This window comes from Streptomyces sp. NPDC024687, from assembly GCF_055559055.1.
Genome location: NZ_JBVHLJ010000005.1, coordinates 73,000 through 92,192 on the forward strand (window position 1 = coordinate 73,000; position 19,193 = coordinate 92,192).

Genomic DNA, 19,193 nt, shown 5'->3' on the forward strand with positions numbered 1-19,193 from the left:
GTAGAACAGTTCCTATACGGCGTACAACGCGGTTTTCCGCCATACGACGAGAAGGGCGGCGACCGCCGGGGTCGCCGCCCTTCTGCCGGGGAGAGGCGTCAGCCGCTCGCCTTCTGGGTGAGGTCGTAGAAGGTGGCCGAACCGACCGTGACCTTCTTGAAGTTGGCCTCGACCCACGAGGTGATCTGCGAGGACGTACCGCTGCTGCCGCCCATGCCGCCGCCGGAGCCGCTGGAGATGAAGTAGTGGATCTTGCCGTCCGCCACGTACTTCTTGAACTGGGCCAGCGTCGGGGACGGGTCGGTGCCGTTGAAGCCGCCGATCGCCATCACCGGGTCACCGGTGGAGAGCTGGTAACTCGCCGCGTTCTGGGCGCCGATGGCCGCCGCGGCCCAGGTGTACTTCGACGCGTCTGTCTCCAGCAGCTTCTTCGCCTCGGAGGTGACGCTCGCGCCGTTCAGCAGGCCGCCGACGCCACCGCCGCCGCCCATGCCGCCGCCGTCGCCCGTCTGTCCGCCGGGGCCGCCCTGTTGGCCCTGTTGGCCCTGGGTGCCGCCGTTGCCGTTCTGCTGGTTCTGGCCCTGCTGCCCGGGCATGCCCCCGCCGGGGAAGCCGCCCGTGCCGCCGCCCTGCGTGGTGCCGTTGCCGTTCTGCTGGCCTTGCCGGCCGGGCGTTCCACCGCCGAAACCGCCCCGGCCGCCGCCCCCGCCCGGACCGCCACCGCCGCCCATCATTGACGCGCCCGCCGGGCCCGCCGTGACGATGGAACCGGTGTGGCCCTCCTGGAGGGTGCTCAGGGTGTACGCCGTCGGGCCGGCCAGCGAGGCCACCAGGCCCAGGGAGGCCGCCGCGAGGGCGAGTTGCCGGGTGATGCGGCCCGCGAAGATCAGGCCGAGCGCGGCGACCAGGCCGCCGATCAGGACCAGGTACTTCAGCCAGGGCAGGTAGTCGGAGGTGCGGTTGAGCAGGACATAGCTCCAGGCCGCCGCCGCCACGACCGAGGCCGCGAGGGTGATCGACGCCCACAACTCGGCGCGCTTCTCCCACAGGATGCCCGCGCCCATGCCGATCACGGCCGCGATGTAGGGGGCGAGGGCCACCGTGTAGTACTGGTGGAAGATGCCCGCCATGTAGCTGAAGACGACCATGGTCATCAGCAGCGAGCCGCCCCATACCAGGAACGCACCACGCGTGACGCTGGTCCTGGTGAGTTTGCGGGTCGCCACCAGACCGGCGGCCAGGAGGATCAGCGCGGCCGGCAGCAGCCAGGAGATCTGGCCGCCGATCTCGGAGTTGAACATCCGGTCCCAGCCGGTCTCCCCCCACATGCCGGTGCCGCCACCGCCACCACCGCCGCCGACCGAGCCGGTCTCGTCGCCGCTGAGGCGGCCGAACCCGTTGTAGCCGAAGGTCAGTTCAAGGAAGGAGTTGTTCTGGGAGCCGCCGATGTAGGGGCGCGAGGAGGCGGGCCACAGCTCGACGATCGCGACCCACCAGCCGCCGGAGACGACCAACGCGAAGGTGGCAGCGGCCAGTTGACCGAGCCGCTTCCTGACGGAGACCGGCGCGCAGACGGCGTAGACGATCGCCAGCGGCGGCAGGATCAAAAAGGCCTGCAGGGTCTTGGCGAGGAACGCGAAGCCGATCGCGACACCGGCCCACAGCAGCCACTTGGTGCGGCCGTCCTCCAGGGCGCGGACGACGAAGTAGCAGGCGAGCGCCATCAGCAGCGCCAGCATGGCGTCGGGGTTGTTGAACCGGAACATCAGCGCCGCGACGGGGGTGAGCGCGAGCACGGCGCCCGCGATCAGACCGGCCGCGGGGCTGAACCGGCGGCGTACGGAGGCGTACACGACGGCGACCGTGCCGACGCCCATCAGGACCTCGGGCGCGAGGATCGCCCAGGAGTTCAGGCCGAAGATCCGCACCGACAGCTCCATCGGCCACAGCGAGGCCGGGGGCTTGTCGACGGTGATGGCGTTGCCCGCGTCCAGCGAGCCGAAGAAGAACGCCTTCCAGGACTGGCTGCCGGCCTGGACCGCCGCCGAGTAGAAGGAGTTGGCGTAGCCGGAGGCGCTCAGGTTGTACAGGTAGAGCAGGAGGGTCGCGGCCAGCAGGCCGAGGAAGGCGGGGCATGCCCAGCGTGGGTCCTCGGGGCGGCCGCGCCACAGTCTGCGGACGAAGGGCTGCTGGGGTTCACCGGACTCGGGGGCCGGGGGAGCGAGGGGCGCCTCGGGGGCCGTCGCCGCCGGACCCCACCCGGAACCCTGCCGGTTCGGATGGTCGGTCTGCGTGGTCATCAGGAGTTCCTCGGGTCGGTGTCGGTCGGGCGCACCGGCTGCAACCGCACGGTGGCGTCCTTCCAGGAGCGCTGCTCCGCGGCCTCACCGGCGCGGAACTCGGTCGTGTCGTACGGGGATGGCGGGGTGTACGGCGTGGTGGCGTACGGCGTCGTGGCGTACTGGTGTGCCGTCGGGCGCTGGGGCAGCGGCGCGTAGAGCTGCTGGGCGGGGTGGGCCGGCGCGGAAGGGGTGTGGGCGGCCACCACCGTGGAGCGGGGCTGGTCGTCATCGCGGTCGGGGAAGACCCAGGCCCGGAAGAGCAGGAAGCGCAGCACGGTCGCCGCGAGGTTGGCGGCGATCAGCACCGCCAGCTCGGTGGAGTGCGCGGGGTCGCTGCTGGCCGCGTTGAGCGCGGCGAGCGAGCCGCTGGTCAGCGCGAGGCCGATACCGAAGACGACCAGGCCCTGCGCCTGGTGCCGGACGGCGCCGCCCCGCCCGCGCACCCCGAAGGTCAGGCGCCGGTTGGCGGCGGTGTTGGCGACCGCTGAGACCAGCAGGGCCAGCGCGTTGGCGATCTGGGAGCCGCCGAACTGGCGGAAGCCGCTGTAGAGCAGCAGGTAGAAGAGGGTCGACAGACCGCCGACGACACAGAACCCGACGAGCTGGCGGGCCAGCCCCTTCGGCACGTCCTGGATCTCGCGGTCGCGCGGGTCGTCGCCGAACGGCCGGGTGATCCGGTCCAGCGGCAGCGATCCGCTCGCCAGGGCCTTGCCCACCCGCCACACCCCCTTGAGGTCCTCGGTCGCCGTCTTCACGATGTGGACGGTGGAGTCCGGGTCGTCGACCCAGTCGACGGGCACTTCGTGGATACGGAGTCCCGCGCGCTCGGCGATGACCAGCATCTCGGTGTCGAAGAACCAGCCGGTGTCCTCGACGAGCGGCAGCAGGACCTGCGCCACGTCCCGCCGGATGGCCTTGAAGCCGCACTGCGCGTCGGAGAAGCGGGCCTGGAGGGAGCCGCGCAGGATGAGGTTGTAGGCGCGGCTGATGAACTCGCGCTTGGGGCCGCGCACCACCCGGGAGCTGCGGGCGAGCCGGGAGCCGATCGCCAGGTCGGAGTGGCCCGAGATCAGCGGTGCCACCAGCGGCAGCAGGGCGTTGAGATCGGTGGACAGGTCCACGTCCATGTAGGCGAGGATCGGTGCGTCGGAGGCGGACCAGACGGTCCGAAGGGCCCGGCCGCGGCCCTTCTCCTCCAGCCGGAAGGCCTTGACCTCCGGGATCTCCGCCTCCAGCCGCCGCGACACCAGGGGAGTGGTGTCCGTCGACGCGTTGTCCGCGATGGTGATGCGGAACGCGTACGGGAACGTGCGCTCGAGGTGCTCGTGCAGTCTCAGCACACACGGCTGGAGGTCCTTCTCCTCGTTGTAGACGGGGATCACTACGTCCAGGACAGGCGTACCGGCGTCGCCGGCCGGGAGGTGCTCCCGCGCCGGCAGGGTGCCGGGAGAAGAGTCGGTTCGCATGTGAACGACTCTGGTCAAGCCCCCTGTTGCACCCATATGGCGGCGCTGTGCTGTGCCTGTGAGTGCGATTGCCAGTTCGTTTCGGGTGCCGGACTGGGCGCCACGGGCCCGACCGCGGGCAGGTGCACGGTGAACACGGTCCGCCCCGGAACGCTGTCCACGGTCACCGCGCCGCCGTGCGCGGTCGCGACGGCCTGCACGATGGCGAGGCCCAGGCCGGTGGATCCGGTGGCGCGGGAGCGCGCCGAGTCGCCGCGCGCGAACCGCTCGAAGACGTGCGGGAGCAGGTCGGGCGGGATGCCCTGGCCGTTGTCCTCGACGTCCACGCACATCCACGGTCCGCGCCGCTGCACGCGCGCGGTGACCGTCGTACCCGGCGGGGTGTGTTTGCGGGCGTTGCCCAGCAGGTTGATGAGCACCTGCTGGAGGCGGGCCGCGTCGCCGGAGACGAGGGCGGGTTCGTCGGGCAGGTCGAGGCGCCAGTTGTGGTCCATGCCGGCCGCGCGAGCGTCACTGATGGTGTCCACGACGAGCGGGATGAGGTCGGTCTGCTCGAACTGGAGCGGCCGCCCGGCGTCCAGGCGCGCGAGCAGCAGCAGGTCCTCCACGAGCAGCGTCATCCGGCCCGCCTCGGACTCGATACGGCCCAGGGCGTGCCGGGTGTCGGGACCGACCTCCTCCCTGCCGCGTCTGGTGAGTTCGGCGTACCCGCGGATGGAGGCGAGCGGTGTTCTGAGTTCATGGCTGGCGTCGGCGACGAACTGCCGCACCCGCATCTCGCTCTGCTGCCGTGCGTGCAGGGCGCCGTGGACGTGGTCCAGCATCCTGTTCAGCGCGGCGCCGACCTGCCCGACCTCGGTGTGCGGATCGCACTCCGCCTCGGGCACCCGCTCGCTCAGATTGACCTCGCCGGTGTGCAGGCGCAGTTCGGAGACCCGGGTGGCGGTGTTGGCGACCCTGCGAAGGGGGCGGGTGGCGAGCCCGACGAGAACGTAACCGGCGATGACGGCGGCGCCGAGACCGGCGGCGGTGACGCTGATCTCTACGAGGATCAGGGTGTCGATGGTGGCGTCGACGTCCTTGGTGGGGACGGCGACGTAGTAGGCGGAGGTGTCGTTGCTGGTGTACCGGACGAGGTAGTCACCGATGCCGGGGAGCTCGACCTTGTGCTGCTTGTTGTCCTTGGGGACGGCGTTCAGCACCTTGATCTGAGCGGTTGTGAGGTTCTTGGCGGTCATGCCGAAGTTCTGGTCGGAGTCGGACTTCACCCCGCGCTTGGCGTCGGTGATGGTGCCCTTGACCACCTTGGCCGCGATCGTGCCGTCCGGCCCCGGGCCGGTGACGAAGTCGGAGGGAGTGTTCTGGCGCCTCCCCTGTCCACCGGGCGCGCTCTTGTCGTCGTTGGTGCCACCGCTGTCGAGTTGCTTGGGCGGCAGAACACGCGGCGCCGCCCGTGACGCGGCCTCGTTGAGCTTGCCGCTCAACTGGTCGTACAGATGGGTCCGCAGTGCGAGTGTGGTCACCGTGCCGATCACCGAGCAGACCACGGCGATCAGCACCACCGACGCGACGACGAGCCGCGTCCGCAGCGTGCGCGGCTTGCCTGCTCGCCCTGCCCGCTTCTGCGCCCGCGGCCGTCGTCGCCCGCTCATGAGGCGGCGGGCTTGATCAGGTAGCCGGCGCCGCGCCGGGTGTGGATCATCGGTTCACGTCCCGCGTCGATCTTCCGGCGCAGGTAGGAGATGTAGAGCTCGACGACGTTGGCCTGGCCGCCGAAGTCGTACGACCACACCCGGTCGAGGATCTGCGCCTTGCTGAGCACCCGCCGGGGATTGCGCATCAGGAACCGCAGGAGCTCGAACTCGGTCGCGGTGAGGTGGATGTTCTGCCCGGCCCGCGAGACCTCGTGGCTGTCCTCGTCGAGGGTGAGGTCACCGACGACCAGCACGGAGTCGGAGCGGCGGTCGGCCGCACCGGAGCGGCGGATGAGACCGCGCAGCCGGGCCACGACCTCTTCGAGGCTGAACGGCTTGGTGACGTAGTCGTCGCCACCGGCGGTGAGCCCGGCGATACGGTCCTCCACGGCGTCCTTCGCCGTCAGGAACAGCACCGGCACGTCCGGCAGTTCGCGCCGCAGCCGCCCCAGGACAGTGAGGCCGTCCATGTCCGGGAGCATCATGTCCAGGACGACGGCGTCGGGCCGGAACTCCCGCGCGGTCTGGACGGCGCCCGTGCCGTCTCCCGCGCTGCGGATCTGCCAGCCCTCGTAGCGCAGGGCCATGGACAGCAGCTCGGTGATCGACAGCTCGTCGTCCACCACAAGCACTCGGACGGGGCTCCCGTCCGGCCTCAGCAGTTCGGTGCGCCCCTGGGGCGAGGTCGTGGTCATGGTGGACACCATGTCGGGGCCCCCTGAGAACACCCTTTCGGCAGTCTGTGATTTCCCTGAGAAACACACAGGCGCCTCTCAGGGAACACCTGGGGAATCTCTCGCCCCCTACCGGACCGGCCCCTGCTCGTCCACACCGACCGTCGGCGCCCCGAGGAACACCTCGGCGCCGACCGGGCCGTAGGCGATGTTGAAGGTGTCCAGCCAGTACGACCAGTCCTGTATCCCCACGGCGCTGCTGAAGCGGTAGTTGAGCCGCCACCGCACCCACTGCCCGGGCTGGAGCCGCACGGCCGGGCGCCGCCGCGGCCGGGGCGGCACCCCGAACATCGGTCTCACCCTGGGCAGGACGCGCAACCGACCGTCGACCTCCTGGAGTTGAACGTCGACGCCGGTGAGGCTGTCGCCCTGGCGGCCGTGCGGTGCGAAGTCGTCCTGCTCGTCCATCCGGACCGCGTGGACGAACGGCTCCCCCTCCCGCCCCACCGCGGACGGCGGCAGCACGAAGCCGACCGGAGCCGCGTTCCTTCTGGTCGCGGCCTCACCGCCACGGGACCGCTTCGTCCATGACGTGCGTATCCACTGCACGGTGACGTCCATCCCCGGCCTCCCTCGTCAGAACAACCCGTCCTGCACCCCCGACGTCTCCTTGAACTCTCTCATCGGCACGGTGATTTCCAACCGGTCGGCCGGGACCAGCCCCCACCCCGTCATCAGCCGGGTGTCCAGTACGACCACTGCCCCGCCCTCGGTCTCCAGGTGCAGGTCGGGTCCGGCGGCCGCGAGGAGCCGCCCGCCCACCGACCCGCCCGCGACGAGCTCGCTCACCTCACCCACGGCGGCGGGCAGCCCCGCGAGGCCGAAGATCCCGACGTGGTCGACCGGTTCGTACGGCGCGCGGTCCAGGGACTCCGGCCAGCCGCCCAGCGCCACCGCCCGCGCGTGCAGTCCGGCGAGTTCGGCGGCCCGCTCGGCGGCCGACCCCGGCAGGGCGGACCGTACGGCCCGCTTGGCGCCGTACAGGATGCGGTCGGGTACCGAGAGCGCCGCCCGCAGCAGCTCCTCGGTGCGCCGCGCGGCCATGAGCGGACCGGTGCCCAGCCAGCTGAAGCAGACGGCGCCCTGCTCCAACAGGCGCGCGGAGCCCCGCTCATGCGCCGTGATGCCGACCTTGACCATGCCGGGCCCGAACCACGCCAGGTATACCCGGTACGGGCGGGGGTCGTCCGCCAGGGTGTCGGCGGCCACGGAGTGCGCCCGGTCCAGCCGCGCACACTCCTCGCACCGCGCCCCCGCACTCCGCCCCGACACCGCGGCCCGCGCCGGACACGCGTGCCCCCGCGCTCCCACACATGTCCGCCCACCCCCCTCCGCGACCCCGAACGCCACCCGCTTCCCCCAGGTCAGCGCACTGCGCCGCCCACCGTCCCACCGCAGCACGGGCCCGTCGGCCGACCACGACAACCCCGAGCACTTCCATCCCTGTGCCATCTCTCACGAGAGTAGGGGGCACCACTGACATCGCTGCCGGGACGCGGGGCCGGGTGGTCGGTTCCGGCGGCCGCGGCTCTGCCACCGGCAACGGGCTCCCGCACAAGAACACGGGGAACGGGCCAATCAGCCCACCTGCTCCACGGGCACCGGTTCCACAGGCACCGATTCCACCGTCGCCACGGTCCCCGCCACTGCCACCCCGGCCCGCGGGCCTCCCCGTCCCGCCATCCGGCACCCGACGCACCCCGGATGCCCTTCGCGCGCGCCGGTGTCCCGCGCCCGCATCCCCCACTGCTCGCGCGGTCGGCGTCCCGGCGGCTTGCCCCAACCGGCCAGGTGCAGGGCCCAGGTCACGAGGGCGCTCGCCACGGTGATCGCGAGTCCCACGACGATCAGCGCGCCGGACACCGTGCACACCCCCAGTCCCAGCACGGACGTCCCCACGGTGGCGATGCCGACTCCGGTCCACCCCGCGACCGTGTGCCCCTCGTCATACTGATGTGCACTCACAGACCCTCCTCGTCCCGTTCTCTCACCTCCTAAGAAATTTACCGCAGAAACCTCTCACGCACTAAGAGAATAAGGAATCCGATGCCCGCCGAGCCCCGCCCCTCCGCCACTCCGGCCCAGGCCCTGGAGGCGATGGACTTCTTCATCGCCACCGCCCACCTCGGCCAGCAGGAGATGGCCCAGCGGCTGGGCCTGAACGTCACCGACCTGCTGAGCTTCGCCTGCGTCCTGAAGGCCGGCGAGAACCTCCTCACCGCCGGAGACCTCGCCGAGCACGCCCACGTCACGACCGGCGCGGTCACCGGCATCCTCAACCGCCTCGAACGCGCCGGCTACGTCACCCGCGTCCCCGACCCCGCCGACCGCCGCCGGGTCCGGGTCGCCGCGCTCCCCGACGCCGTGGCCAAGGTCGTCGCCCTCTACCAGCCGTACTACGACCGCCTCGACGCCGTCTTCGCGGAGTACTCCGCCGACGAGATCGCCGTACTCCACGACTGGTTCAGCCGTTCGACGAACCTCGCGCTCGCCTATATCGAGGAGCTGCGGGCCAAGGACGCGAAGGGCGAGTAGCGGGGCCGCCCCACCCCGGGGGTGGAGCCAGCCCTACCTTCGTTCCGGGAGACCACTCCATCGTTTCGGCGAGCCCGCGACGGCATCGTTGATCGCAGCTGATCCACCCGGGATCAAGCGGATCGACAAGCCAGCGCCGAGCCGGAGGACACCCCATGGAGCCGCAGACGGCCGACCGGACCGAGTCCCCGTCAAAGCCCTCCCCCGCTTCTCCGACCGCCCCGGCCGCCCCCGGTCCTCTCGCCTCTTTCGTGCGCTTCGTCGTCTGCGGCGGCGGGATCGGCGTGCTCTCCAGCTTCGCCGTACCGCTGGTGGCGCTGACGATGCCGTGGGCGATGGCGAACGCGCTGATCACCGTGGCCTCCACGCTCCTGTGCACCGAGCTCCACGCCCTGTTCACCTTCGGCACCGGCCGCCGCCCCGGCTGGCGCCGGCACCTGCAGTCCTCCGGCTCGGCGGCCGCCGCGTACGCGGTCACCTGCGCCGCGATGTTCCTCCTGCACGCCGTCCAGTCCTCCCCGAGCATGCTCACGGAACAGGTCGTCTACCTGAGCGCCTCCGCCCTCGCCGGCATCGGCCGCTTCCTGGTCCTGCGCCTGTTCGTCTTCGGGGGCACCCGCAAGGGCGACCGCCCGACCCGGACGCTCGCCCTGCCCCGCCCGACCCTGCCGCGGGTCGCGGTGGGCACGGCCTGCTGAACGGGGGCTACGGGGAAGCCGTCGTGCGGTGGCTGACTACACCGAACAGCCTGCCCCCCCGCCCGACCGCCTCCAGTAGGGGCTGAGGCGCGGCACCCCGAACACCCCCCGTTCTTCGGCGAGTTCACGGCCCGCCGCATCCTGGTACGACTCCCCGGCCTCCGCGGCCCTGCCCACGAGCCAGCCGTACCGCCCGGGAAACGCGAGAGTCCCTCTAGCCGCCGACCCGGGCACAGCCTCCCCGTCTCGATGGCCTCCGCCCGGTCCGCCGGTCACGATCGCAGAGGGCTACGACAACCCCGCGATGGGGGCTGGCAGCCCCCTGGGGGTACAGCTGCCCCCACCCCGAATGGGGCGGTCGGCGCCATGTCGCGGACCCGGGATGGGGGCCATGTAGAAGCCATCGGATCGGGACCACCGGGCCCCGCCCCCGAGTTCACGCGCCTCGCAAGCTCCGCCCTCTCCGGAAGGAACTCCCATGAACCGGCTGCCGACCTCCCCGTCCACCTCGCCGATCGAGATCTCCCCCGAGACCGAACTGGCCCCGCTCCTCACCGCCTGGGACCTGGCCCACCCCACCACGACCGACCCCGACTGGCGCCACCTCCTCGACGAACTCGCCCACCCCCGCACCACCGAGGCCTTCCACGGCCTGGCCACGAGCACCACGTGATCACGAGTCGGCGTCCAGAAGCACCGCCCAGTCGCGGAGTCACTGCGGATGACGATCCCAACGTCATGCCGTACTCCACGACAAAGCCCCCTCCGGGATGATCCCGAGGGGGCTTTGAACTGCTGTGCACTCGGCAGGATTCGAACCTGCAACCTTCTGATCCGTAGTCAGATGCTCTATCCGTTAAGCTACGAGTGCTTGTTCTGTTTTCTTGCCGTTCCTTGCCCTTTCGGGCCGCTCGCGGCGACAGGAAGAACATTACATGACTGCCGCTCCCATGTGAAATCCGTTTGCTATACCCCTTGCGAGCTGCGGAAACGTACATCTGAGCGAGATCGGGAACGACCGGGAACGACGAAGCCCCGGTCGCTCGGACCGGGGCTTCGGTGATCTTGCGCGGAGGCGGAGGGATTTGAACCCTCGATGGGATGTAAGTCCCAAACCGCATTAGCAGTGCGGCGCCATAGACCGGACTAGGCGACGCCTCCAGCACAGCCGCCCGCGCGAGCGCGAGTGGTGCGTGCAGATGATGACACAGTCGAAGGTCGTGCCACCAATCGGTTCCCACGGTACTAGGCGGGCGGGGCGCAGGGCAAAGTGCTTCCGCGCAACGTACGGCCGCGTCCACCGTTAGTCAGGGCATGTCATACGCCACCCGGACGACCCCCCGGCATCCCCGACTCACCCGGCTCGCCCGCTTGAGCCCGCTCCCCCTGTTCCTCGCCGCCCTGGCCCCCGCCCACGCAGCGGCGTACACCGAGACCGGCGACCACCTCACCGTCACCGTCCGGGACACGGGTACCGGCGCCGCGGGCGTCGACCAGACCTTCGAGCTGCACTGTCACCCCTCCCGCGGCACCCACCCCGACCCCACCGGTGCCTGCGCCGCGCTGGAGCGGAACACGCGGTGGGGAAAGGACACCTTCGCCCCCGTCCCCGAGGGCAGCGTCTGCACGATGCTCTACGGCGGTCCCGCCACCGCCCATGTCACGGGGAACTGGGCCGGGCGCCCCGTGGACGCCCGGTTCGACCGGAGCAACGGCTGCGAGACCGCGCGCTGGGACCGGTTCGTGCCGCTCCTCCCCGGCATGGACACCTAGTCCCCGGGAGGCGGTCACACGTTCTACCTCACTTCGTCGTGCGACCTCCCTCTCATCCGGCACCTCCGCCCAACCGCTGCGCTTAGACTCCCTCGCGTGACACGTCGCGGGCCCCTTGGCAAGATGGCCCGAACGGTCGGCAAGGTGCGGTAACAGGGAGGAAGCGTCTCGTGAGCAGCAGGCCATCCCGAGGCGCTGCTCGCCTCGCAGCCATACTCGACGCGCTTCCCGACGCGTTGGTGCTGGTCAACGCCAACGGGACCGTCGTCAACGCCAACACCATCGCCCTGGAGGCGTTCGAGGCGCCGGGCACCGCTCTGGTGGGGCGCGGCCTGCTCGATCTGCTGCCGCAGTTCGACTCACGGCTCATCCCGGGCTCCATGCGGCGGCCCGACCACATGGACCCGCGCGGGCGGACCAAGCCGGCCCGGATGATGGCGCGGCGGACCGACGGCAGCGAGTTCCCCGTCGAGGTCACCAGCGCCAACCTGGAGAACGGCCAGCAGGCCTACGACGGTTCCGGCTACAGCAGTGACGAACTGCTCATGCTCGTCGTACGGGATCTGACCGGGACCGTCGACACCGAGGCGGAGCTGGCGCGGTCGCAGCGGCAGACCGAGATGATCCTGCGGGCCGCCTCGGAGGGTGTCGTGGGGACCGACACCGACGGGCGGATCGTGCTCGTCAACCCGGCCGCCGCCCAAATACTGGGCTACCGGGCCAGCGACCTCGGGGGCCGCGAGCTCCACGACCTCATCCTGCACTCCCGCGCCGACGGCACCTCCTTCCCGTACGAGGAGTCCCCGCTCGCCGACACCCTGCGCTCCGGGCGCAAGCACCGGGTGCGCGGGCAGGTGCTGTGGTCGAAGAAGGGCGAGAAGGTCCCGGCCGACCTGACGACCGCGCCCGTGCGCGACGGCGACCAGCTCGTCGGCGCCGTGCTCACCTTCACCGACCGGCGGCCCTACGACGCCCTCGCCGACGAGAAGTCCGCCGCCGAGAAGGCCCACGCCGAGGAACTGGAGCGGCTCGAGGAGGAGCACGCCTCCGAGCTGACCTCGCTGCGCCAGAAGCACATCGCCGAGCTGGAGGAGCTCCAGGAGCGGCACGACGAGGAACTCGCCGCCGGCGAGGAGCGGTACGCCTCGCTCGGTGAGCGTGAGAAGGACCGCTACGAAGCCCTCGCCGGGCGCCACGACCAGCTCCTCACCCTGCTGGGGCGCTCCCTGCGCGGCCCCCTCGACGAACTGCGCCGCGAGCTCTCCGCGCTCGCCGCCGACGACGCCGGGCAGCTGTGGCCCGAGGCCAACCAGGTCCTGCACCACCTCTCGGCCGGCTACTCCCGCATCACCAACCTCATCGACAACGTACTCGGCTACCAGCGCCTCGACGCGGGCGCCGACGACATCGTCCGTACCAACGTCATGCTCGACGCGGTCGTCGCCGCCGGTGTGGACGGCGCGGTCGAGCTCATCGGGCCGGGGCGCGTCCAGTTCGCCGTACACGCGCCGCCCATCGAGGCGGAGGTCGACGCCCAGCGCCTGGCGACCGCGCTCGCACATCTCATCGCGGACGTGGCCGGGGTCGACGCGACCGGGAACTCTCCCGTGTCCGCGGGCGGTTACATGGACAACACGGTCGTGGTGGCTGCCGCGCAGCGCGGCGAGGGCGTACGGATCGAGGTGCGCGGGCCGTACGCCGGGGGAGACCCGGTGCACGAGCCGATCGTGCGCGGGATCGTGCGCGCCCACGGCGGTGTGCTCCAGACGCACGAAGTACCGGGCATGAGCGGCAGCGCGTACGTCCTCGAGGTGCCCATCGGCGGTGGGGCGGGGGCCGTCACGGTTCCCGGTCCGGCCGCGCTGGAGGCCGCCCCGGTGGAGCCGGCCCCGGTGGAGGCCTCCCCCATGGAGATCGCCCCTGTAGAGACCACCCCTGCCGAGGGCGGCGGACGGCGGCGGGCGCGGCGCTCCTCCACCGACTCCTTCCTCGAGATCGACGTCCCGGCCGCCGTGACCGCCGAGTCCGTGGCGCCCACCGGGCGGCGCAGGCGTCGGGCGGTGGACGAGCAGGAACAGGCCGTGTCCCTGCCGGCGCAGGCCTCCGGTGACGACGGGGACGACTCCGGCGGTACGGGGCGGCGTCGTGGACGGTCCGCCGAAGGTGCCGAGGGCGCCGAAGCCGGTGTGGCCGAGGGTGCCGTTTTGATGGCCGGCGAGCACGGCGCCGGGTCTCCCGCCGTGAACACCGGTCTCGGCGGGACCGTACCGCCGCAGGGTGTGCCCGTGCCGGCCGGACGCCGGGCCCTGCGCGAGGACGGCGAGCAGCACGCGCTGCCGGCGGCGTTGCCCGCGGGCGGCTCCGCGGGACCGGGCCGGCCGCAGGGAGAGCTCCAGATCGCCGGGCAGGGGCCGGCCGGTGAGGGGACATCGCAGCAGGACGGGCGTCGGCGGCGTGCCCTCGCGGCCGCGTCGGAGCGTGTCGCGGCGCAGGAGGCGGCCCCCCGTTCGGTGTTCGCCCTCCCGCCCGCCGACGCGGACAGGCCGGCCGACGGCACGGAGGCGACGGGACCGGGAGAAGTACAGGTACAGGCCCAGGGGCAGATTCCGGGCCAGGCTCAGGGGCAGGTCCCTGGTCAGGTCGCGGGCCTGGGGCCGGTCCCCGGTCAGGTTCCGGTGGCCGGTCCGGGCCAGGTACCCGGTCAAGGACAGCTTCCCGGGCAGATGCAGGCACCGGCCCCCGTTCCCCCGGCGGCTCCCGCCCCCACCCCCGCCCCCGTCCCCGTCAACGGTCACGGTGACGACGGACGGCACGACGCCGTGCCGCACGACCAGGCCGACGACCACACCCCGCCCCAGCCGCACCCCACCAACGCGCCGACGGGCCGCCGTCGACGGGCCGTGGCCCAGCCCGCGGAGGCGGTCCCCGCGCAGGGCGGGCAAGGCGTCCAGGCGGCCGTTCCGGACCGGCCCGTGCCCGTGGGAGTTCCCACGGCCCCTGCCCCGCAGGTGCCCGGCGCGGTGCCGGCGGCCCAGTTCCCGGGTGTCCCCGTGCAGAACGCGACCGGACAGGCCGGCCTGATCCCGCAGACCGCACCTGCCCCGGCCTCGCCCCTCCACGCGGCCCCGGCCCAGCCCGTACCGGCCCCCGGCGGACCCCTCCCCGCCGAGACACCCCAGCCCCAGCCCCAGCCACAGATCCAGCCCCAGGCACCGGCCCCGGCACAGGCCCCGCCCGCCTCCCAGCCGTGGCCCACCAGCCATGACACCCCCGGCGCCGGCACCCCCGTACCGGCGAACGGCGCCGCCACCGCCGTACCCCCGACCCCGAACCAGTCCGCGCAGCCCGCGCAGGCCCCCGACGCCGGTCAGTCCACTCCGGCGCAGCCGTTGCCCGCCGAAGCGGCGGCGCCCGGCGCGGCCGTCGACCCGAACTCCACTCAGGGCCGGGCGTTCAGCGTGCGGACCCTGGGTCAGGGTGTTCCGTTCACCCGGCAGGCGGCCCAGGTGCAGCAGCCGGGGGCGGCCACGCCTCCCCCGCAGCAGCCAGGCGGTTCGGGGCGGCGGCGCAAGCTGGGCACCCGGCCCGACCCCGCTGCCGCGGCGGCGCCGGAGCAGGGGGCGCGTCCGCATCCGGCGGCCGAGCAGGCGGTGTCCGCGGCCACGCCGACCGGGCAGTCGCGACTCGCGCACGCCACCGAGGCGGCCGGGCGGTCGTACGCCATAGGGGCGCCGGACGTGAACGCCGCCGAGGGGCCCGAGCCGTTGGACGGTCCCGGTGGGGCCGTCGAGATCCCGGACACCCCGCGGCCGCAGCCGATGGACGACGAGCTGCCCCCGGAGCCGCTGGACAATCCGCGGCGGCTGCTGGTGTGGCCCGCGCCGGACGTGACGACCCAGCAGGCGCTCAGCGACCGTGGATACCGGCCCGTGATCGTGCAGTCGCGCGAGGAGGTCGACGCGCAGATCGCGGCGTTCCCCGCCGCGCTGTTCGTGGACCCGCTCACCGGACCGATCACACGGACCGCGCTGCAGTCGCTGCGGCAGGCGGCGGTGGCGTCCGAGGTGCCGATCATGGTGACCGCCGGGCTCGGCCAGGCCTCGCGGGAAGCGGCGTACGGCGCCGATCCCGCCGTTCTGCTGAAGGCGCTGGCGCCGCGGGACAGCGAGCAGCACCCGCCGCGCGTACTGCTGATCGAGGAGCACGCGGAGATCGCGCTGGCGCTGACCGCGACGCTGGAGCGGCGAGGGATGCAGGTCGCCCGCGCGGCGAGTGACGCGGACGCGGTGACCTTGGCCGGGCAGCTCAGGCCCAACCTCGTCGTGATGGACCTCATGCAGGTGCACCGGCGGCGGGCCGGGATCGTGGACTGGCTGCGGGCCAACGGGCAGCTGAACCGCACACCGCTCGTCGTCTACACGGCCGCCGTCGACCAGGCCGATCTGCCTCGGCTGGCCTCGGGCGAGACGGTCCTCTTCCTCGCCGAGCGCTCGACGAGTGAGGAGGTCCAGTCGCGGATCGTGGACCTGCTGGCCCGGATCGGGACGAACTAGGGGGCGCTCACCGCCCCTGAAAGCGCCGCGCCCCGAAAAGCGCTGTCCCTACTTGGCCACGAGCCTGCGCGCCGCCTCCCGCACCGATGCCCGCAGCCGCTCGCGGTCCGCGGTCTCCCCGCCCACCAGGATCCGTTTCATCTGCGGGACCACCGCGGCCCAGTTGGCCACGGCGATCAGCAGGAACAGCAGGTCACGGGGTGGGATGGCATCGGTGACCACACCGCGGGCCTGGCCGTCGGCGAGCGTCGCGACCTTGTGGCGGTAGTGCTCCTGGCGTTCGGCCTCGTCGGGCAGCTCGGTGCTGGAGCCGTACTCCAGGCCCTCCCAGAAGAGCAGGCGCAGCACTCGGGGTGGGCGGCGACTGGAGCGCGCTGTAGACCTCGCCGGCCCTCCTGCTGACCGGCTCGTCCTACGGTCTGTCGACCGCGACCGCCGGGCTCTCGGCCTCTTCGGACTGGCCGCGAGCGTCGTGGCGCCGCTGGCCGGCGGGTTCGTGGACCGCTTCGGCGCCGCCAAGGTCGTACGGTCGGCGTATCTGCTCGCCGCCGCGTCCGTGCCGCTGTTCTGGCTCGGCGGACATGTCACGTGGGCCCTGTTCGTCGCGGCGATCGCCGTGCACGCGGCCCTGGTCGCCTCCCACGTCGCCAACCAGACCCTCGCCCTGACGACGACCTCGACCCCGGCCACCGCCAACACGGCGTATGTCGTGGCCGGTTTCGCCGGCGGCGCGACGGCCTCCGCACTCGCCGCCTCGGCCTTCGGATGGTGGGGCTGGGGCGGGGTGTGCGCGGTGGCGGGCGTGTGGCTGGCCTTGGGATGGGCTGCCACGTCGGTACGGCGGTGACGACTGCCGTACGACGACCAGGGCTCCGGGTCCCGCCCGGGGCGCCCTGTTCGCCGTACACCTCCTACACCTCATGCCCCTCGTGCCTCTGTGCCGCTCAGAGCTGGGTGACGTCCAGCTCCCCCTCCGCGTACCGCTTGCGGATCACCTTTTTGTCGAACTTGCCGACGCTCGTCTTCGGGACCGCCTCGATGATCGACCAGCGCTCCGGGAGCTGCCACTTGGCGATCTTGCAGACATCGCTCGCGAGGAAGGCGCGCAGGGACTCGAAGTCGGCGGTGGAGCCTTCCTTGAGGACGACCGTGGCCAGCGGACGCTCGCCCCACCTGTCGTCGGGGACGGCGACGACGGCGGCCTCCATGACGTCCGGGTGGGACATCAGGGCGTTCTCCAGCTCGACCGAGGAGATCCACTCGCCGCCGGACTTGATGACGTCCTTGGCCCGGTCGGTGAGGGTGAGGAAGCCGTCGGCGGAGATGGTGCCGACGTCACCTGTCTTCAGCCAGCCGTCCTCGCTGAACTTGTCGGCCGGGCGCAGGGGTTCGGTGTCCGGGCCGTTGTAGTAGGCGCCGGCGATCCAGGGGCCGCGGACCTCCAGCTCGCCCGCGGACTCGCCGTCCCAGGGGAGGCGCTCGCCGCCGGGGCCGGTGAGGCGGGCCTCGACGCCGCTCGGGAAGCGGCCCTGGGTGAGGCGGTACGCGAACTCCTCGGGCGTGCCGACCACGTGGGCCGGCGGTCGCGCGACGGTGCCGAGCGGGGAGGTCTCCGTCATGCCCCAGGCGTGGCAGACCCGCATGCCCAGCTTGTCGAAGGCCTCCATCAGGGAGGGCGGACAGGCCGAGCCGCCGATGGTGACCTGGGTGAGCGAGGAGACGTCACGCGGCCTGGCGGCGAGCTCGCCGAGCAGGCCCTGCCAGATGGTGGGGACCGCGGCCGCGTGGGTCGGCCGCTCGCGCTCGATCATCTCGGCGAGGGGCGCGGGCTGCAGGAAGCGGTCCGGCATCAGCATGTTGACGCCGGTCATGAAGGTGGCGTGCGGCAGACCCCAGGCGTTGACGTGGAACTGGGGGACGACCACGAGCGAGGTGTCCTGGTCGGTCAGGCCCATCGACTGGGCCATGTTGACCTGCATGGAGTGCAGATAGATCGAACGGTGGCTGTAGAGCACGCCCTTGGGGTCGCCCGTGGTGCCGGAGGTGTAGCACATGGACGCGGCCTGGCGCTCGTCCAGCTCGGGCCAGTCGTAGGTGGTGGGCTTGCCGGCGATCAGGTCCTCGTACTCGTGCACGCGCGCGTGGGAGCCCTCGAGGAGCGTGCGGTCGCCGGGGCCGGAGACCACCACGTGCTCGACCGTCTTGAGGTGCGGGAGCAGCGGGGCGAGCAGGGGCAGCAGCGAGCCGTTGGCGATGACGACCCGGTCGGCCGCGTGGCCCACGATGAAGGTTAGCTGGTCGGCGGGGAGGCGGAGGTTGAGGGTGTGCAGCACCGCGCCCATGGAGGGGATCGCGAAGTAGGCCTCGACGTGCTCGGCGTTGTTCCACATCAGGGTCGCCACCCGCTCGTCCCCGGCGACCGAGAGGTCCTCGCGCAGGGCGTGCGCCAGCTGGGCGGCGCGGGCGCCGACCGCGGCGAAGGAGCGGCGGTGCGGCTCCGGCTCGCCGGTCCAGGTGATCACCTGTGAGGTGCCGTGGATCGACGACCCGTGGGTCAGGATCCTGGAGATCAGCAGCGGTACGTCCTGCATCGTGCTCAGCACGGCGTCCTCCCGGGGCGACATTGCCTGCGCGGTAGTAAGGGTCGCGCCGATTCTGCGCACATACCACGCGGTATGTCACTAGAGCCGGGCGATCGATCACGTCACGATGCCCTCACGACGTCCGATCGTGTCGCCCTCACAACGGCCGAGCGCCAACCACGGTTCCCTGGGACTCCCTAGCGGGCGAGCACCAGCTCGGGGTCCTCGCGGAGCTTGCCCAGCGCTCGCGACACCGCCGACTTGACGGTCCCGACGGAGACTCCGAGCGCCTCGGCCGTCTGCACCTCGCTGAGGTCCTCGTAGTACCTGAGGACGACCATCGCCCGCTGCCGCGCCGGCAGCTTCATGATCGCCCGCCACATCGCGTCGTGCAGCGCCTGCTGCTCGGCGGGGTCGTCGTCGCCGGGCACGGGGTCGGGCTCGGGGATCTCGTCGGTCGCGAACTCGTCGACCTTGCGCTTGCGCCACTGCGAGGTGCGCGTGTTCAGCAGGGCGCGGCGCACATAACCGTCGAGGGCCCGGTGGTCCTCGATGCGCTCCCAGGCGACATAGGTCTTGGTCAGGGCGGTCTGCAGCAGGTCCTCCGCGTCGCTCGGGTTCGCGGTGAGCGAGCGGGCGGTACGCAGCAGCACCGGCTGGCGGGCCTTCACGTACGAGGCGAACGACGGGTACGCGAGGGTCTGCGTCGCCGGTACGGCGGCCTTCGAAGCGCTGGTGCAGACGGGTGTGGTCATGGCTCCACGCTAGATTCGCGACCGTCCCCCGCTCATCGGCCACAGGTCCCGAACGGGACTC

Annotated in this window: 14 protein-coding genes, 2 tRNA genes and 2 pseudogenes; 6 read left to right on the plus strand and 12 right to left on the minus strand. The window is 72.0% G+C overall.

Going from position 1 to position 19,193, the window contains the following annotated elements:
- Positions 1-98: 98 nt before the first annotated feature.
- From ACZ39I_RS20455 to ACZ39I_RS20485, 7 genes are all read right to left on the minus strand, one after another.
- Positions 99-2,300, minus strand: a complete 2,202-nt coding sequence (locus tag ACZ39I_RS20455) for an ArnT family glycosyltransferase (RefSeq protein ID WP_467245767.1) — start codon at positions 2,298-2,300, stop codon at positions 99-101.
- Positions 2,300-3,808, minus strand: coding sequence for a bifunctional glycosyltransferase family 2/GtrA family protein (locus ACZ39I_RS20460; protein WP_467245768.1), 1,509 nt, complete (start codon positions 3,806-3,808; stop codon positions 2,300-2,302). The genes ACZ39I_RS20455 and ACZ39I_RS20460 overlap by 1 nt, the downstream gene beginning before the upstream one ends.
- 14 nt (positions 3,809-3,822) lie before the next feature.
- Entirely contained in the window at positions 3,823-5,460 is a 1,638-nt protein-coding gene (locus tag ACZ39I_RS20465) for an ATP-binding protein (protein WP_467245769.1), read from the minus strand.
- Positions 5,457-6,197: a response regulator transcription factor gene (locus ACZ39I_RS20470; RefSeq protein WP_031047840.1), complete on the minus strand. Its 741-nt coding sequence runs from the start codon at positions 6,195-6,197 to the stop codon at positions 5,457-5,459. The genes ACZ39I_RS20465 and ACZ39I_RS20470 overlap by 4 nt, the downstream gene beginning before the upstream one ends.
- A 108-nt stretch (positions 6,198-6,305) precedes the next feature.
- Positions 6,306-6,797 carry a hypothetical protein gene (locus ACZ39I_RS20475; RefSeq protein ID WP_467245770.1) on the minus strand — a complete coding sequence of 164 codons (492 nt, stop codon included), beginning with the start codon at positions 6,795-6,797 and terminating at the stop codon, positions 6,306-6,308.
- A gap of 15 nt (positions 6,798-6,812) precedes the next feature.
- A complete protein-coding gene (locus ACZ39I_RS20480) occupies positions 6,813-7,688 on the minus strand; it encodes a DUF2797 domain-containing protein (protein WP_467245771.1) in 876 nt (291 codons plus the stop codon).
- Positions 7,689-7,814: 126 nt separating this feature from the next.
- Positions 7,815-8,201: an HGxxPAAW family protein gene (locus tag ACZ39I_RS20485; protein ID WP_467245772.1), complete on the minus strand. Its 387-nt coding sequence runs from the start codon at positions 8,199-8,201 to the stop codon at positions 7,815-7,817.
- A gap of 81 nt (positions 8,202-8,282) precedes the next feature.
- Between ACZ39I_RS20485 and ACZ39I_RS20490 the strand changes: the two genes are divergently transcribed.
- The 3 genes from ACZ39I_RS20490 to ACZ39I_RS20500 all read left to right on the plus strand — a co-directional run bounded on the left by ACZ39I_RS20490 (position 8,283) and on the right by ACZ39I_RS20500 (position 10,142).
- A complete protein-coding gene (locus ACZ39I_RS20490; RefSeq protein WP_451472251.1) occupies positions 8,283-8,771 on the plus strand; it encodes a MarR family winged helix-turn-helix transcriptional regulator in 489 nt (162 codons plus the stop codon).
- Positions 8,772-8,926: 155 nt separating this feature from the next.
- The gene (locus ACZ39I_RS20495; protein WP_467245773.1) at positions 8,927-9,469 is read left to right on the plus strand and encodes a GtrA family protein; all 543 of its coding nucleotides are present in this window, start codon (positions 8,927-8,929) and stop codon (positions 9,467-9,469) included.
- A gap of 478 nt (positions 9,470-9,947) precedes the next feature.
- On the plus strand, positions 9,948-10,142 hold the full coding sequence (locus tag ACZ39I_RS20500; RefSeq protein ID WP_467245774.1) for a hypothetical protein: 195 nt from the start codon (positions 9,948-9,950) through the stop codon (positions 10,140-10,142).
- A 125-nt stretch (positions 10,143-10,267) separates the two neighbouring features.
- On the opposite strand, the gene ACZ39I_RS20505 is transcribed toward ACZ39I_RS20500, so the two are convergent.
- Positions 10,268-10,340: transfer RNA gene (locus ACZ39I_RS20505), tRNA-Arg, on the minus strand.
- A gap of 199 nt (positions 10,341-10,539) precedes the next feature.
- Positions 10,540-10,630 (minus strand) — tRNA-Ser (locus ACZ39I_RS20510).
- 153 nt (positions 10,631-10,783) lie between these two features.
- Between ACZ39I_RS20510 and ACZ39I_RS20515 the strand changes: the two genes are divergently transcribed.
- Positions 10,784-11,242 carry an SSI family serine proteinase inhibitor gene (locus ACZ39I_RS20515; RefSeq protein ID WP_467245775.1) on the plus strand — a complete coding sequence of 153 codons (459 nt, stop codon included), beginning with the start codon at positions 10,784-10,786 and terminating at the stop codon, positions 11,240-11,242.
- A gap of 170 nt (positions 11,243-11,412) precedes the next feature.
- Complete coding sequence (locus ACZ39I_RS20520) at positions 11,413-15,795, plus strand: hybrid sensor histidine kinase/response regulator (RefSeq protein WP_467245777.1); 4,383 nt, start codon at positions 11,413-11,415, stop codon at positions 15,793-15,795.
- Positions 15,796-15,843: 48 nt separating this feature from the next.
- Here ACZ39I_RS20520 and ACZ39I_RS20525 read toward each other — a convergent pair.
- Positions 15,844-16,149 (minus strand): annotated as a pseudogene (locus ACZ39I_RS20525) (TetR/AcrR family transcriptional regulator); the annotation flags it as partial.
- Positions 16,150-16,151: 2 nt separating this feature from the next.
- Here ACZ39I_RS20525 and ACZ39I_RS20530 point away from each other — a divergent pair.
- Positions 16,152-16,642 (plus strand): annotated as a pseudogene (locus ACZ39I_RS20530) (MFS transporter); the annotation flags it as partial.
- 97 nt (positions 16,643-16,739) lie between these two features.
- Here the strand turns inward: ACZ39I_RS20530 and ACZ39I_RS20535 are convergent.
- Together ACZ39I_RS20535 and ACZ39I_RS20540 are read right to left on the minus strand one after the other, a co-directional pair.
- Positions 16,740-18,419: a long-chain fatty acid--CoA ligase gene (locus ACZ39I_RS20535; protein ID WP_467245778.1), complete on the minus strand. Its 1,680-nt coding sequence runs from the start codon at positions 18,417-18,419 to the stop codon at positions 16,740-16,742.
- A 155-nt stretch (positions 18,420-18,574) separates the two neighbouring features.
- A complete protein-coding gene (locus ACZ39I_RS20540; protein WP_467245779.1) occupies positions 18,575-19,132 on the minus strand; it encodes a SigE family RNA polymerase sigma factor in 558 nt (185 codons plus the stop codon).
- Positions 19,133-19,193: the final 61 nt, after the last annotated feature.

Coding starts and splice junctions, on each gene's coding strand:
- ACZ39I_RS20455 (WP_467245767.1), bottom strand. CDS start 2,300: ATGACCACGCAGACCGACCATCCGAACCGGCAGGGTTCCGGGTGGGGT.
- ACZ39I_RS20460 (WP_467245768.1), bottom strand. CDS start 3,808: ATGCGAACCGACTCTTCTCCCGGCACCCTGCCGGCGCGGGAGCACCTC.
- ACZ39I_RS20465 (WP_467245769.1), bottom strand. CDS start 5,460: ATGAGCGGGCGACGACGGCCGCGGGCGCAGAAGCGGGCAGGGCGAGCA.
- ACZ39I_RS20470 (WP_031047840.1), bottom strand. CDS start 6,197: ATGACCACGACCTCGCCCCAGGGGCGCACCGAACTGCTGAGGCCGGAC.
- ACZ39I_RS20475 (WP_467245770.1), bottom strand. CDS start 6,797: ATGGACGTCACCGTGCAGTGGATACGCACGTCATGGACGAAGCGGTCC.
- ACZ39I_RS20480 (WP_467245771.1), bottom strand. CDS start 7,688: ATGGCACAGGGATGGAAGTGCTCGGGGTTGTCGTGGTCGGCCGACGGG.
- ACZ39I_RS20490 (WP_451472251.1), top strand. CDS start 8,283: ATGCCCGCCGAGCCCCGCCCCTCCGCCACTCCGGCCCAGGCCCTGGAG.
- ACZ39I_RS20495 (WP_467245773.1), top strand. CDS start 8,927: ATGGAGCCGCAGACGGCCGACCGGACCGAGTCCCCGTCAAAGCCCTCC.
- ACZ39I_RS20500 (WP_467245774.1), top strand. CDS start 9,948: ATGAACCGGCTGCCGACCTCCCCGTCCACCTCGCCGATCGAGATCTCC.
- ACZ39I_RS20515 (WP_467245775.1), top strand. CDS start 10,784: ATGTCATACGCCACCCGGACGACCCCCCGGCATCCCCGACTCACCCGG.
- ACZ39I_RS20535 (WP_467245778.1), bottom strand. CDS start 18,419: ATGTCGCCCCGGGAGGACGCCGTGCTGAGCACGATGCAGGACGTACCG.
- ACZ39I_RS20540 (WP_467245779.1), bottom strand. CDS start 19,132: ATGACCACACCCGTCTGCACCAGCGCTTCGAAGGCCGCCGTACCGGCG.